The sequence below is a fragment of the Variovorax sp. TLI9-5A genome (assembly GCF_056867935.1).
This window is the reverse complement of the sequence record NZ_CP200310.1, coordinates 7,019,034-7,031,589: the sequence shown is the minus strand read 5'-3', so window position 1 is coordinate 7,031,589 and position 12,556 is coordinate 7,019,034. Positions and strand designations below refer to the sequence as shown.

General features: G+C 69.4%; 13 protein-coding genes. 9 read left to right on the top strand and 4 right to left on the bottom strand.

The features are described 5' to 3' along the window. The first annotated feature begins 23 nt into the window (after window positions 1-23). From AC1VNX_RS33385 to AC1VNX_RS33360, 6 genes are all read left to right on the top strand, one after another. Complete coding sequence (locus tag AC1VNX_RS33385; protein ID WP_483161778.1) at window positions 24-956, top strand: SMP-30/gluconolactonase/LRE family protein; 933 nt, start codon at window positions 24-26, stop codon at window positions 954-956. Window positions 957-987: 31 nt separating this feature from the next. After that, window positions 988-1,872: a LysR substrate-binding domain-containing protein gene (locus AC1VNX_RS33380; protein WP_301503889.1), complete on the top strand. Its 885-nt coding sequence runs from the start codon at window positions 988-990 to the stop codon at window positions 1,870-1,872. A gap of 136 nt (window positions 1,873-2,008) precedes the next feature. Next, window positions 2,009-3,511, top strand: a complete 1,503-nt coding sequence (locus tag AC1VNX_RS33375; RefSeq protein WP_483161777.1) for an FAD-linked oxidase C-terminal domain-containing protein — start codon at window positions 2,009-2,011, stop codon at window positions 3,509-3,511. 5 nt (window positions 3,512-3,516) lie between these two features. Continuing rightward, on the top strand, window positions 3,517-4,623 hold the full coding sequence (gene glcE / locus AC1VNX_RS33370; RefSeq protein ID WP_483161776.1) for a glycolate oxidase subunit GlcE: 1,107 nt from the start codon (window positions 3,517-3,519) through the stop codon (window positions 4,621-4,623). Window positions 4,624-4,646: 23 nt separating this feature from the next. After that, window positions 4,647-5,882, top strand: a complete 1,236-nt coding sequence (gene glcF, locus AC1VNX_RS33365) for a glycolate oxidase subunit GlcF (RefSeq protein WP_483161775.1) — start codon at window positions 4,647-4,649, stop codon at window positions 5,880-5,882. Between the two features lie 101 nt (window positions 5,883-5,983). Further along, window positions 5,984-6,430, top strand: a complete 447-nt coding sequence (locus AC1VNX_RS33360) for a carboxypeptidase-like regulatory domain-containing protein (RefSeq protein ID WP_483161774.1) — start codon at window positions 5,984-5,986, stop codon at window positions 6,428-6,430. Window positions 6,431-6,453: 23 nt separating this feature from the next. On the opposite strand, the gene AC1VNX_RS33355 is transcribed toward AC1VNX_RS33360, so the two are convergent. From AC1VNX_RS33355 to lplT, 3 genes are all read right to left on the bottom strand, one after another. Then, entirely contained in the window at window positions 6,454-6,942 is a 489-nt protein-coding gene (locus AC1VNX_RS33355) for a glutathione peroxidase (protein ID WP_483161773.1), read from the bottom strand. Window positions 6,943-6,954: 12 nt separating this feature from the next. Further along, window positions 6,955-7,845 (bottom strand): DMT family transporter, encoded by an 891-nt coding sequence (locus tag AC1VNX_RS33350; RefSeq protein ID WP_483161772.1) that lies wholly within the window; start codon window positions 7,843-7,845, stop codon window positions 6,955-6,957. Between the two features lie 112 nt (window positions 7,846-7,957). Then, window positions 7,958-9,262 (bottom strand): lysophospholipid transporter LplT, encoded by a 1,305-nt coding sequence (gene lplT / locus AC1VNX_RS33345; RefSeq protein ID WP_483161771.1) that lies wholly within the window; start codon window positions 9,260-9,262, stop codon window positions 7,958-7,960. Window positions 9,263-9,466: 204 nt separating this feature from the next. On the opposite strand from lplT, the gene alr reads away from it, so the two are divergent. Continuing rightward, window positions 9,467-10,570: an alanine racemase gene (gene alr, locus AC1VNX_RS33340; protein ID WP_483161770.1), complete on the top strand. Its 1,104-nt coding sequence runs from the start codon at window positions 9,467-9,469 to the stop codon at window positions 10,568-10,570. 22 nt (window positions 10,571-10,592) lie between these two features. Continuing rightward, window positions 10,593-11,348, top strand: coding sequence for a hypothetical protein (locus tag AC1VNX_RS33335; RefSeq protein WP_483161769.1), 756 nt, complete (start codon window positions 10,593-10,595; stop codon window positions 11,346-11,348). On the opposite strand, the gene AC1VNX_RS33330 is transcribed toward AC1VNX_RS33335, so the two are convergent. Continuing rightward, window positions 11,302-11,790 carry a LysR substrate-binding domain-containing protein gene (locus AC1VNX_RS33330; RefSeq protein ID WP_483161768.1) on the bottom strand — a complete coding sequence of 163 codons (489 nt, stop codon included), beginning with the start codon at window positions 11,788-11,790 and terminating at the stop codon, window positions 11,302-11,304. The two genes, AC1VNX_RS33335 and AC1VNX_RS33330, sit on opposite strands and share 47 nt — an antisense overlap. Before the next feature lie 41 nt (window positions 11,791-11,831). Between AC1VNX_RS33330 and AC1VNX_RS33325 the strand changes: the two genes are divergently transcribed. Further along, window positions 11,832-12,533 carry an alpha/beta hydrolase gene (locus tag AC1VNX_RS33325; protein ID WP_483161767.1) on the top strand — a complete coding sequence of 234 codons (702 nt, stop codon included), beginning with the start codon at window positions 11,832-11,834 and terminating at the stop codon, window positions 12,531-12,533. Window positions 12,534-12,556 lie beyond the last annotated feature (23 nt).

The following is a 12,556-nucleotide window of genomic DNA, read 5'->3' as shown; positions in this document are numbered from 1 at the left end:
GGCGGGAGCACAATCGCGCCACCATGTGGACCTCCATCGAAGACAGCCTCTGCGAGCTCGGCGAATCGCCGTTCTGGCACCCCGAAGAACGATCGCTCTACTGGCTCGACATTCCCGGCCGCGCCGTGCTGCGCACCCGCGGCGACATCGGCTCTCCAGATGCGAAGGTCGAGCGCTGGCCCCTGCCCACCGAGCCCGGCTGCATGGCGCCCGCGCGCAGCGGCGGCCTCGTGATCGCGCTGCGCGACGGCATCTACCGCGCGCACGAATGGGGCGGCGATCTTGTCGCGATGGCGCGGGTGGAGCACGACGTGCGCACCATGCGCTTCAACGACGGCAAGTGCGACCCGCTGGGCCGCTTCTGGGGCGGCTCGCTCAACGAAGCCAAAGACCGCGCCAACGCCGCGCTCTACTGCTTCGATGCGCGCCCCGACACCGGCGTCTCGCCCACGCTCTCGCAGATGGCCAACGAGTCCACCACCGCCAACGGCCTGGCCTTCTCGCCCGATGCGCGCACCCTCTACTGGGCCGACACCGCCGCGCACGTGGTGTGCGCCTGGGACTGGGACGCCGAGGCCAACTCGCTCTCGCACGCCCGCGTGTTCCACCAGTTCGACGCCAAGCCCGAGGGCTGGACCGTCGATGCGCCGCAGGGCTACCAGGGCCGCCCCGACGGCGCCACCGTCGACGCGCAGGGCCACTACTGGGTGGCCATGTTCGAAGGCGCGCAGTTGCTGCGCTTCGCGCCTTCGGGCGAGATCGTGGCCTCGGTGCCCGTGCCCGTGCAGTGCCCGACCATGCCCTGCTTCGGCGGCGACGACCTGAAGACGCTGTTCGTCACCAGCGGCCGCAAGGGCCGGCCCGCAGCCGAGATCGCGCAGCGGCCGGCATCGGGCACGGTGATCTCGATGCGCGTCGACACGCCCGGCCTTCCGGTCAACTTCTTCGAAGACTGAGCAGGAACGGAGCACCGGGCGCTACCTACGCATGGCCCTGCAGCACATCCCGCCGATCCAGTGCCTCCTGACCTTCGAGGCGGTCGCGCGCCTGCGCCATGCCGGCCGCGCGGCCGACGAGCTGTGCGTCACGCCCAGCGCGGTGAGCCACCGCATCCGGCAGCTCGAATCGCACGTCGGCTTCAAGCTGTTCGGCCGCGGCGACTTCAGCCTCACGGCCGACGGTGCCGCCTATCTCGCGAACGTGCGCACGGGGCTCGCTGCCCTGCAGGCCACGCCGCTGGGCGGCAGTGCGGCGCAGCGTGCGACGCGCCTGCGTATCGCGGTCACGCCCACCTTCAGCCGGCAGTTCCTCATGCCGAGGCTGGAGCTCTTCCGCAACATCTACCCCGACATCGAGCTGGTGCTGCAGGTGTCGATCCCGCTGCTGGACGTGACGGCCGAGCAGGCCGACCTCGAAGTGCGCTACGGCCCCGGCGGGTATGCCGACTGCGAGCACCGGCTGCTGATCGGCGAGCAGGTGGTGCCCGCCTGCAGCCCGAGTTACCTCAACGAGTTCGGCCCTTTCACGGGTTTCCGCAGCGCGGCCGAGATCGCCGCCGCGCGGCTGATCCGCAGCCCGCTCGAGCCCTGGGGCACCTGGTTCGCAAGCTGCGGCATCGACCAGCCCGAACCCGCCATCGGTTCGCAGTTCAATGACCTCGGGCTCATGTACGACGCGGCCGCCAGCGGCTTCGGCGTGGCGCTGGTGCGGCAGAAGCTGGGCGCGGAGTGGTTCGAATCGGGGCGGCTGGTGGCGCTGTCCGATCAGGCCGTGACTTCGCCGCACCGGCACTACATCTGCTGGCAGCCCGGCACGCTGGAGCGCTGGGAGTGCGCGGCCTTCGCCGACTGGCTGGAACAGAGCCTGCGCTGAACCGGACCGCGCTTTCGCGCGAAGTTCTTTCAAGCATCCGGCAAAAAACCATCAACCCCGGGCGGGCGGAATGTCCGTAGAGTGCGGTAAACACGAGACATCCCGCGAGCAGCAAAGAAAGAGAAGAGGTCGCCGCATGAATGCGCCGCTCACCCCCACGCAACACGATTCGCTACAGAAAACGCAGCGACAGTCGCAGGTCGTGCGCGCGCTGCAGGCTCACCTGCCGGCTCACGCGCTGATCTGGCACGACGAGGACACCACCCCCTACGAGTGCGACGGCCTCACCGCCTACCGCGCCCGCCCGCTGGTGGTGGCCCTGCCCGAGACCGAGGCGCAGGTGGCCGCCGTGCTCAAGGCCTGCCACCAGCTCGGTGTGCCGGTGGTGGCGCGCGGCGCGGGCACCGGGCTCTCGGGCGGCGCCATGCCGCACACCATGGGCGTGACGCTGTCGCTCGCCCGGTTCAACCGCATCCTGAAGATCGACCCGGTGAGCCGCACGGCCATCGTGCAGTGCGGCGTGCGCAACCTGGCCATCAGCGAGGCTGCCGCGCCCTTCAACCTCTACTACGCGCCCGATCCGTCGAGCCAGATCGCCTGCACCATCGGTGGCAACGTCGCCGAGAACTCGGGCGGCGTGCACTGCCTCAAGTACGGCCTCACGCTGCACAACGTGCTGCGCGTGCGCGGCTTCACCGCCGAGGGCGAGCCGGTCGAATTCGGCGGCGAGGCGCTCGATGCGCCGGGGCTCGACCTGCTCGCGCTGGTCATCGGCAGCGAGGGCATGCTGGCCGTGACCACCGAGGTCACCGTCAAGCTGGTGCCCAAGCCGCAGCTCGCGCGCTGCATCATGGCCAGCTTCGACGATGTGCGCAAAGCCGGCGACGCGGTGGCAGCGGTGATCGCGGCCGGCATCATCCCGGCCGGGCTGGAGATGATGGACAAGCCCATGACGGCCGCGGTCGAAGACTTCGTGCGCGCGGGCTACGACCTCGACGCCGCCGCGATCCTGCTGTGCGAATCCGATGGCACGCCCGAGGAGGTGGAAGAAGAAATCGGCCGCATGACCGCCGTGCTGCGCGGCTGCGGCGCCACAGCCATTGCGTGCAGCAGCAGCGAGGAAGAGCGCATGAAGTTCTGGAGCGGGCGCAAGAACGCCTTCCCCGCCTCGGGCCGCATCAGCCCCGACTACATGTGCCTGGACTCCACCATTCCGCGCAAGCGCCTGGCCGACATCCTGCTGGCCATCCAGGAGATGGAGAAGAAATACAACCTGCGCTGCTGCAACGTCTTTCACGCAGGTGACGGCAACCTGCATCCGCTGGTGCTGTTCGACGCCAACGACCCCGACGAGCTGCACCGCTGCGAGCTCTTCGGCGCCGACATCCTCGAGACCAGCGTCGCGATGGGCGGCACCGTCTCCGGAGAGCACGGCGTGGGTGTGGAAAAGCTCAACAGTATGTGCGTGCAGTTCACAGCCGCAGAGAACGAGCAGATGTTCGGCGTGAAGCGCGCCTTCGATCCCGAGGGCATGCTGAACCCCGGCAAGGTGATCCCGACGCTGCAGCGCTGCGCCGAGTACGGCAAGCAGGTGGTGCGCGGGGGCAGGCTGCCGCATCCGGATCTGCCGAGGTTCTGATGACGATGGACAACGCACTTCACCAAGTCGTCGAGCGCGTCCGCGCCGCCGCCTCCGGCGCCACGCCGCTGCGCATCCGCGGCGGCGGCACCAAGGATTTCTATGGCGAGACACCGCAGGGTGAGCTGCTCGACATGCGAGCGCTCGCCGGCATCACGAGCTACGAGCCGAGCGAGCTGGTCGTCACCGTGCGCGCCGGCACGCCGCTGGCCGAGCTCGAAGCGGCACTCGCCGAGAAGGGCCAATGCCTGCCGTTCGAGCCGCCTTGCTTCGGCAGCGACGGCACCGTCGGCGGCATGGTCGCAGCGGGCCTCAGTGGCCCGGCGCGCGCCAGCGTGGGCTCGGTGCGCGACTACGTGCTCGGCGCCACGCTGGTCAATGGCCGTGGCGAACTGCTGACCTTCGGCGGCCAGGTGATGAAGAACGTCGCGGGCTACGACGTCTCGCGCGTGCTCGCCGGCTCGCTCGGCACGTTGGGCGTGATCGCCGAGGTCAGCCTCAAGGTGCTGCCGGTGCCGCCCGCAGAAGCCACGCTCGAATTCGCCTGCGAGCAGGCCGATGCGCTGCGGCTGCTCAACGAATGGGGCGGCCGGCCGCTGCCGTTGAACGCGAGCTGCTGGTTCGAATATGCCGGCGCGGGCGCGCTCTACCTGCGGCTGCGCGGCGCCGTCGCGGCCGTGGAAGCCGCTTGCGAGCACCTGGGCGGTGAGCGCAAGGACAACGCGCGCGCCGCGGCCGACTGGCAATCGCTGCGCGACCAGCAATTGCCCTGGTTCGCCGCCGGCGAGGGGCCCGACGCGCTCTGGCGTGTGTCGGTGCCGCAGATCGCGCCCGTGCTGTCGATCGACGGCGCGGCGCCGCTGATCGAATGGCACGGCGGCCAGCGCTGGTACAAGGCGCCGCCATCGCAGGCCGCGCGCATCCGCGAGATCGCGCGTGCGGCGGGTGGCCATGCGACGCTGTTCCGCCTGCCGGGCTCGGGTGTTCAGGGCGCCGAGGTGCCGCGCTTCGATGCGCTGAGCGAGCCCGTCGAACGCATCCAGCGCGCGCTGATGCGCGAGTTCGATCCGCACGGCATCTTCAATCGAGGCCGCCTGCTCGCAGCCAACTGACAAGAACAAGAACCCACGACGCCATGCAAACCGAGCTCGCCCCCGAATTCAAAGGCACCGACGAAGGCCGCGAGGCCGAGGCCATCCTGCGCAAGTGCGTGCACTGCGGCTTCTGCACCGCCACCTGCCCGACCTACCAGCTGCTCGGCGACGAGCTCGATGGTCCGCGCGGACGCATCTACCTCATCAAGCAGGTGCTGGAGGGCAAGGAGCCCACGCGCAGCACGCAGCTGCACCTGGACCGCTGCCTCACCTGCCGCAACTGCGAAAGCACCTGCCCGAGCGGCGTGCAGTACGGCCACCTGGTCGACATCGGCCGCAGGATCGTCGACGAAAAAGTGCCGCGCCCCACGATGGAGTCGGCACAGCGCTGGGTGCTGAAGGAGGGGCTGCCGTCGCCGCTCTTCGGCCCGGCGATGAAGCTGGGCCAGGCGGTGCGCGGCCTGCTGCCCGAGGCCCTGAAAGCCAAGGTGCCCGCGAAGCAGGAGGCCGGCGCATGGCCCACCGCCACGCATGCGCGCAGGGTGCTGATGCTCGCGGGCTGCGTGCAGCCGTCGATGATGCCCAACATCAACAGCGCCACCGCGCGTGTGCTCGACGCGGCCGGCATCCAGGCGGTGATTGCCCCCGAGGCCGGCTGCTGCGGCGCGGTGAAGTTCCACCTGAACGACCAGGAGGGCGGCAAGGCGCAGATGCGCGCCAACATCGACGCGTGGTGGCCGCTCGTGGAGCGCAACGAGGTCGAGGCCATCGTCATGAACGCCTCGGGCTGCGGCGTCACCGTGCGCGAGTACGGCCACATCCTGCAGCACGACGCGGCCTATGCGCTGAAGGCCGCGCGCATCAGCGAGCTCACGCGCGACCTGAGCGAGCTGCTGCCCGACCTCGTGCCCGCACTCAAGGCCCGCGTGAAGGCGCCCGAGGGCGTGGTGGCCTACCACCCGCCGTGCACGCTGCAGCATGGCCAGAAGCTGCGCGGCGGCGTCGAGACGCACCTGCGCGCGCTGGGCTTCGACATGCGCGTGGCGATGAACGAATCGCACCTGTGCTGTGGTTCGGCCGGCACTTACTCGGTGCTGCAGCCCGAGCTGGCCTACCCGCTGCGCGACCGCAAGCTGGGCCATCTGAAGCAGCTGCAGCCGGCGATCATCGCCTCCGCCAACATCGGCTGCATCACCCACCTGCAAAGCGGCAGTGCCGACACGCCGGTGCGGCATTGGGTCGAGCTGCTGGACGCCGCGCTGCGGCAAAAGGCCTGAACGCAGGCGCCATCGGACAAGCAGGAGGGGGTTGGTCCGACTCGCGCCAAGCCGGTTCGGGGCGCATCATGGCCGCATCCAATCTGCAAGGAGCCAGTGCCATGCCCCGTGTTCTCGCACCTTCAATTTCTTCCATTTCCGCCTCGCTGCGGCTCGCGCTGCTGGCCTGTGCCTGCGCGGCCGGCGCCACGGCCGCACAGGCTCAAGGTGCCATGCCGCCCTGGCAGGGCGCAGGTCCGGCGCGCTATGTGTGCGGCGGCATAGGCTCCGACGAATCGACGGCCATGCGCGCAGCGATGAAGGAGCACCCGCTCGCGCTGCTGTTCGCGCGCGCCGACGGCGCCTACATGGCGAACGTCGACGTGACGATCAAGGGCGGCGACGCCGGCAATGCCGCCGCGCTGGCGTTCCGCGCGAGCGGTCCGGTCTGCCTGGTCGACGTGCCGAACGGACGCTATGTGATCGACGTTGCAGCACCCGGCGGCGCCACCAAGAGCCAGACGGTGACGGTGGGCGGCGGGCCGAAGACGGCCGACTTCAGGTTCTGAACGGGCTGGAGAGAGAGCTGCGCTCAGGCGGCCGCCAGTGCCGCCTCCACGTCGCGTTCGAGCGAAGCCGGCGTGTCCAGCGGCGCGTAGCGCTTGAGCACCGTGCCGTCGCGCCCGATGAGGAACTTCGTGAAGTTCCACTTGATGGCCGTGCTGCCAAGCAGGCCCGGTTTTTCCTTCGTGAGCCACTGGTAGAGCGGCGCCGCGTTGCTGCCGTTTACGTCGATCTTCTCCATCATCGGAAAGCTCACGCCGTAGTTCTTCGTGCAGAAGGCGCCGATCTCCTCGTTGGTGCCCGGGTCCTGCGCGCCGAACTGGTTCGAGGGAAAGCCCAGCACGGCGAGGCCCCGGCCGGCGTACTTCTCGTGCAGCGCCTCCAGCCCCGCGAACTGCGGCGTGAAGCCGCATTTGCTGGCGGTGTTGACGATCAGCAGCACCTTGCCCCTGAAGGTGGAGAGCTTCACCGGCTTGCCGTCGATCAGGTTGGCTTCGAAGTCGTAGACGCTGGTCATGCTGTGTCCTCATCAAGAAGGAGAAGAGGCGCGATCATCGCCCCGCGCGGGCGTTCGCGCAAACGCCGCCCAGATGGCGCCCAGCACGATCAGCGCGCCGCCGATGAGGATGCGCGAGTCCATCCCGGCCGCGCCCAGCGTCACCGACGACACGCTTGCGAACAGCACTTCCGACAGCATGATCACCGAGGTCGCGGAGGTCGTGAGCCGCGCCGCGCCGTACTGCAGGCACACGTTGGCGAAGACGAAGGCCGTGCCCAGCAGCGCGGCCCAGCCGAGCCAGCCCGGCGAGGCACGCAGCGGCGAATCGAACACGCCCAGCGCGGTGCCGATCAGCGCCGCGACGCCGGCCACGAAGGTGCAGCCGCAGAACATCGCCAATGCGCGCGATTCGCCCGGTGCATCGCGCAGGTGGCGCAGCGCGATGTTGGTGACGGCGAAGCCGAAGCCCGCGGCCACGCCCAGCCAGTCGGGCAAGCTTGAAGGCACGGGCCAGTCGGTGCCGGGCGCCTTCAGTACCACCGCCACGCCGGTGAGTGCGAGCGCCACCCGTGCCAGCGCGCCGCCGGTGGGCCGCTCGCCGAGCAGCAGCCAGGCCAGCAGCACGCTCCACAGCGGCATCAGGTAGAAAAGCAGCACCACGCGCACCACGTCGCCCTGCGTCACGGCCCAGTTGAAGCCCACGTTGGTGAAGCCGGCCGCCAGGCCCAGCACCACCAGCATCGGAAAGGCCGCGAAGCCCTTCCACGCATGCCGGCGCAGCAGGCCCATCACGACGGCGATGGCCAGGTAGATGAGGCAGGTGGTCCACAGCGGATGCAGCCCGTGGCCCGCGATCTGGCGGAAGGGGAACCAGGAGACGCCCCAGACGAAGGCGTTCAGTAGCAGGGCGAGTGCTGGCATTGGGACACGAGTTCTTCAAGGGACACCGAGGAACCGGCTTTGCCGGGCCTCCGGTGTCGCCCCCGGCGAGGGGGTTGGCGCAGCGACACGAAGTGCGCGAAGCCTGGGGGAGTCAGTGGTGCTTGTCGCTGCGGGCGATGGCCAGCAGGTGCTCGACTTCCTCGGGATACTTCTTCAGGTTGTTCTCGTGCCAGCGCTTGATGATCCACATGCAGCCAGCCACCACGAGGCCGAAGGCGCTGATGGCGCCGTAGGCCGAGAGTCCGAGGCCCGTGCACACGCTGTAGAAGCCGCCCAGCAGAAGAATGCAGGCCTGCTCGTTGAAGTTCTGCACCGCGATGGAGCGGCCCGCGCCCATCAGGTTGTGGCCGCGGTGCTGCAGCAGCGCGTTCATCGGCACCACCAGAAAGCCGCCCAGGCCGCCCAGCAGGATGAGGAAGGGCACCGCCAGCCACACGTTGCCGATGAAGTTCATGCAGATGACCATCAGGCCCATCGCGATGCCCATGGGGATCACGCGCGTGGCCATGTCCAGCCGCATGCGCATCGAGGCGACGATGGCGCCCACGGCGGTGCCGATGGTCACCACGCCCGTCAGCGCCGAGGCCTGCGTGGTGTTGTAGCCCAGCGCCAGCGAGGCCCAGGCCAGCACGATGTACTTGAGGTTGCCGCCCGCGCCCCAGAAGAGGGTGGTGGTGGCCAGCGAGATCTGGCCCAGGCGGTCGCGCCACAGGCGGGAGTTGCAGTGCCAGAAGTCGGGCAGCAGCGCCGCGACGTTGCGCATCAGGCCGTGCTCGGGGTTGCTGCGCAGCGGGCGCATCTCGACGCCGGTGTGCGGAATGCGCGTGTTGAACCAGGCCGCCAGCATGTAGACGAAGATCAGCACCGAGAGGGCTGCTTCGGCCGGCGTGTCGATGCCGGTGTCGATGAGCGGAAGGTCGAAGGCCAGCAGCTTGCTGGAAACCGCATGCCCCACCAGAGCCCCACCGAGCACGATGCCCAGCAGGATCGATGCGATGGTCAGCCCCTCGATCCAGCCGTTGGCCTTGACCAGCTGAGACGCCGGCAGCAGCTCGGTGAGGATGCCGTACTTGGCCGGCGAGTAGGCCGCCGCGCCCAGCCCCACGATCGAATACGACAGCAGCGGGTGCGAGCCGAAGAGCATCATCAGGCAGCCCAGCACCTTGATGGCATTGCTGATGAACATCACCTTGCCCTTGGGCAGGGCGTCGGCAAAGGCGCCCACCAGGGGCGCGAGCACTACATAGAAGACGGCGAAGATCGGCACCAGCGCCGCGCGCTGCCATTCGGGCGCGCCCGAACTCCGCATGAGATCGACCGCAACAACGAAAAGCGCTTGGTCGGCCAGTGACGAAAAGAACTGGGCCGACATGATCGTGTAGAAACCGCGCTTCATCGATGGGCTGGCTGGCCAGAGACGTGGGTGCGGTCTGCTGGCGGTAGTGAAAAAGTGTCGCGTAGAGGGCGAATGGGCGGTTATAGCACGGGGGTGCGACGCGCAATCCCGCATCCCCACCGTGTTCGACCCCATTCCCGAAGATGCTAAAACGTGGCCTGCATTCTCCCCGAGCCCCCACCGAGCCCTCTCCGGAAAACCCTCATGCCGCGCCCGATCCTCGCCACCGTCCACACTGAAGCCCTGCGCCACAACCTCGAGCGGGCGCGCCGCTCGGCCCTCGAAGCCCGCGTCTGGGCGGTCGTCAAGGCCAATGCCTATGGCCATGGCATCGAGCGGGTTTACGAGGGCCTGCGAGGTGCCGACGGCTTCGCGATGCTCGACCTGGCCGAGGCCGAGCGCGTGCGCGCCCTCGGCTGGCGCGGCCCGATGCTGCTGCTGGAGGGCGTGTTCGAGGCCCGCGACCTGGAGCTGTGCTCGCGCCTCGACATCTGGCACACCGTGCACTGCGACGAGCAGATCGACATGCTCGCCGCCCACAAGACCCTGAAGCCGCAACGTGTGTTCCTCAAGATGAACTCGGGCATGAACCGCCTGGGCTTCACGCCCGAGCGCTTCGGCTCCGCCTGGACCCGCCTCAATGCGCTCACCCAGGTCGACGAGATATCGCTCATGACCCACTTCAGCGACGCCGACGGCGAACGCGGCATTGCCCACCAGCTCGAAGCCTTCGAGCGCGCCACCCGCGACCTGCCGGGCGAGCGCTCCATCGCCAACAGCGCGGCCACGCTGCGCCACGCCGACCTCACCCGCGGCGACTGGGTGCGTCCCGGCGTCATGCTGTATGGCGGCGCGCCCGACTTTCCCCAGCACGACGCGGCGCACTGGCAGCTGCAGTCCACCATGACGCTGTCGACCCAGCTCCTGTCGGTGCAGACGCTGCAGGCCGGCGACACCGTCGGCTACGGCTCCAACTTCACCGCCGAGGGGCCGATCACCATCGGCGTGGCGGCGGTCGGCTATGCCGACGGCTATCCGCGCCACTGCGGCACCGGCACGCCGGTGCTGGTGAACGGCGTGCGCACCCGCGTGGTCGGGCGCGTGAGCATGGACATGATCACCGTCGACCTCAGCAACGTGCCCGACGCGAAGTTCGGCAGCGAGGTCACGCTGTGGGGCAAGTCCGCGAAGACCGGCGCCGTGCTGCCCATCGACGAGGTCGCGCGGGCCGGCGGCACCATCGGCTACGAGCTGATGTGCGCGGTGGCGCAGCGCGTGCCCTTCGCCGACATGGCGGACGCCGCCTGAACCGCCTGAACAGCCCGAAGCCGTGAAGATCCTTTCCAACTGGCGCTCCGTGCGCCTTTGGGAAACGCAGGTCGAGCGCGAGCTGCACCGCAAATACAGCCTGCGCACGCACGGCATCCTGATCGGCAGCTTCACGCTGCTGCTCATGTGGGGCGTGTCGGCGCTGCAGATGCACCTGCTGCACGTCGATTCGCTGGCGGTGCGCTATTTCCTCACGCTGGGCGCGGGGTATCTGGGCTATCTGCTGGTGCTGCGCTGGTGGGCGAAGCGGCTGGTCGAGGAACGCGGGCTCGACCTCGACGTCGACGCACCGGACTTCGAGTTCGGCGGCGGACGAGGCGGCGGCTCGCACGGCCACACGAGCCTCGGCGAGGCCCCAGGCGACGGTGGCGGCGGCAGCGGCCTATCCGACATCGCCAGCGGCGCGCTCGACGTGGCCGGCGGCGCCGACGAGGGCGCGGTCGTCGTCGTTCCGGTGATCGCCATCTTCCTGATCTGCGCCGCCGTCCTGTTCGGCGCGGGTTCGCTGGTGCTGCTGTACTTCAGCTGGGACGCGCTGCTGGCCGTGGCCATCGAGATCGCCTTCTCCTACGTGTCCGCCCGCGCCGCAGTGCGCGTGGCGCGCGAGGGCTGGCTCATGGCCGCCGTGCGGCTCACCTGGAAGCCGCTGCTGGGCGCGGTGATCTGCGCGGTGGCGCTGGGCGCGCTGCTCGATCACTTCATGCCGCAGGTCAACTCCTTGCCCGAGGCGGTGCGCGTCCTGATGAAGAAACACTGAGCGCGCCCAGCAGGTGATCGACCAGCGCCCTGCACTTGGGCGCCATGAAGCGGTTGGGCGGGTACAGGACATAGGCGTGCCCCTGGTAGTTGCCCCGGTACTCCCAGCCGGGCAGCACGCGCACCAGGCTGCCCGCATCCAGCGCCTCGCGCGCGACGAAGGCCGGCACCACGGCCACGCCCAGGTCCGCCAGCGCGCCTTCGAGCCGCACTTCGCTGTGGTTGGAGACGTAGCGGCCGCGCCTCGCGGCGGGCGGCCTGCTCGGCCGGGTGTCGCTGCTGATGGGCAGCGAGCCGGTGTTCGGCGCACTGATCGCGGCATACGGCTTCGGCGAGCGCATCGGGCCGTGGGGGTGGGCAGGGGGCTTGCTGATCGTCTGCGCGGCGTTGTGGGTGACGATGCCGGCGAGGGAGGGCGCGGGCCGCGCCGTCGTCGGCGACACCGCCTGAGGCGGCGCCTGTCGGCCGTGTCATGCTCGTGCCGATGAACGACGACTTCTCCGTGCCCTCGGGCGCTCACACGCTGCGCGGCACGATCACCGGCAACGCCGCAGGCGACGCACCCCGGCTGCTCGCGCTGCACGGGGGCGGCCAATCCTCGCGGCGCGGCATCCAGTACCTTCTTGCGGGGCTCGCGCGCGCAGGCGTGGCCAGCGCTGCCTTCGATTTCTCCGGCCATGGAGAAAGCACCGGTCAGGTCGAAGGCTCCAGCCTGAACGAGCGCGTGGCGCAGGCGATGGCGGTGGCCGGGCATGTGGCGCCGGGGCGTCCGCTCTCCTTGATCGGCACCAGCATGGGCGGGCATGTCGCATGCTCGTTGATGGAGTGGCTGCAGCCGCCCGCGCTGATGCTCTTCTGTCCGGCAGCCTATGTGGCCGAGGCGCAGGACGCGCCTTTCGGCCCGCGCTTCCAGGCCATCCTGCGCTCGACCGTGGACTACGCGAGTTCACCGGCGTTCGCTGCGCTCGACCGGTTCGAAGGCCGCCTGCTGCTGGTGTATGGGACGGCGGACGCGGTGATTCCCGCGCAGGTTCTCGACCAGTACGAACGCCGCGCCCGCAGGGCGAAGTCCGTCGAGGTGGTGCGCCTCGAAGGCGCGGGGCACAAGCTGCACGACTGGCTGCAGTCGCACCCGGACGACCATGAACGCGTGCTCGGCGCCGCACTGCGAACGCTGGCCCCCTGAGCCGGAGACAATCCGCGCCGGGA